Annotated in this window: 1 protein-coding gene; it reads left to right on the forward strand. The window is 61.4% G+C overall.

The genetic code is table 11. The annotated features are described in order from the left end of the window. Positions 1–408: 408 nt before the first annotated feature. Positions 409–1,584 (forward strand): zinc-dependent alcohol dehydrogenase, encoded by a 1,176-nt coding sequence (locus tag APA10_RS11800; protein ID WP_035366856.1) that lies wholly within the window; start codon positions 409–411, stop codon positions 1,582–1,584. The last annotated feature ends 164 nt before the right edge of the window (positions 1,585–1,748 follow it).

Genomic DNA, 1,748 nt, shown 5'->3' on the forward strand with positions numbered 1-1,748 from the left:
AGAGCCAGAAAGATTCATCATCAATCCAACCCATCAAACCCCGGGACCAAACACTTAAAACAGCGAATTTCGGGAACATATTTTGGGAAAGCCCCGGCGGGGATAGGACGCATTTTTGTGTCCAGTGACGGCTGTCCCGTTGGAGGTTCCTTGTGGGACGGGATCGCTGTGTTTTGGGGTGTCATTCCGCCCCAATCGTACCGGGTGCAAGCGGCGCATTTTTCAACAGCCCCGGCCGTTTTACGAACAGTTTGAGCCTGATGTCGCGGGTGAGCTCGCCGATCGTTGCCCGAAAATGGCTGCTCGTTCACGGATCCGACAGACGGGAACCATGCCGCAGCCCAAGGCGTTGAGCGCCTTAGGCGAGGTCCTTACGACGGGGACGTCCGATTAGATGGGGGAAACGACATGCGCGCACTATGCTGGCACGGTAAGGGCGATGTCCGTGTCGACACCGTCGCGGATCCCGAGATCAAGCACCCGCGCGATGCGATCATCAAAGTAACCGCCTGCGCGATCTGTGGGTCGGACCTTCACCTGCTGGATGGCTACCAGCCCACCATGGAGGCCGGCGACATCCTCGGCCACGAGAACATGGGCGAGGTCGTGGCGCTCGGGTCCGAGGTCACCAACCTCAAGATCGGGGACCGGGTGGTGGTGCCGTTCACGATCAGCTGCGGCGATTGCTGGTTCTGCAAGAAGGGTCTGTTTGCGGCCTGCGATCGGACCAATCCGAACGCCGAGATGGCCGCCAAGGCGATGGGCCATTCGCCCGCCGGGCTGTTCGGCTTCAGCCACATGCTGGGCGGCTACTGCGGCGGTCAGGCGGAGTATCTCCGCGTGCCGATGGCGGATGTCGGTCCGATCAAGATTCCCGACAACGTTACCGACGAGCAGGCCCTCTTCCTATCGGATATCTTCCCGACCGGCTACATGGCCGCCGAGAATGCGCAGATCGAGCATGGCGACACCGTCGCGATCTGGGGCTGCGGTCCGGTCGGCCAGTTCGCCATCCGCTCCGCGCTGATGATGGGCGCCGGCCGCGTGATCGCGATCGACGAGGTGCCCGAGCGACTCGCCATGGCGGAGGCCGGTGGCGCTGAGACAATTAACTTCGCCGAAACCGATGTCTATGACGAGCTGCAGGCGCGAACCAAGGGCCGGGGCCCCGACAGCTGCATCGATGCTGTCGGCTGCGAGGCGGCCGCGCACGGGGCGGCGGACGCGGTCATGGACAAGGTGAAGGCAAGCATGATGCTCGCCACTGATCGCGTCCACGTCCTGCGGCAGGCGATCATGAGCTGCCGCAAGGGCGGCACGGTCTCCGTGCCCGGCGTCTACGTCGGGATGGGTGACAAGCTTCCGATCGGTGCAGCGATGAACAAAGGACTAACGATCAAGCTCGGCCAAACCCACGTGCAGCGCTATACTAGACCGTTGCTGGAAAAAATCGTCGCGGGCGCGATCGACCCCAGCTTCGTGATCACCCACCCGGCCAGTCTTGAAGACGCGCCAGAAATGTACGCTAAATTCCGCGACAAGGAAGAAGGTGTGATCAAGGTTGTTATGCGCCCGCACGGTTGATTGGCGGAGTAACCGGAAACAGGACGCTTATCGATGCCGATCGACACCGCCGCTTTGGAGCACGTGTAGCGGCGGTGTCGATCAGCTTGCGACCAAGTATGTCGGCAGACCTAGGTGTTTGGTCCCGGGGTTTGATGGGTTGGATTGATGATGAATCTTTCTGG

It is taken from the genome of Acetobacter pasteurianus subsp. pasteurianus LMG 1262 = NBRC 106471, from assembly GCF_000285275.1.
Classification (GTDB): Bacteria; Pseudomonadota; Alphaproteobacteria; order Acetobacterales; family Acetobacteraceae; genus Acetobacter; species Acetobacter pasteurianus.

Coding starts and splice junctions, on each gene's coding strand:
- APA10_RS11800 (WP_035366856.1), top strand. CDS start 409: ATGCGCGCACTATGCTGGCACGGTAAGGGCGATGTCCGTGTCGACACC.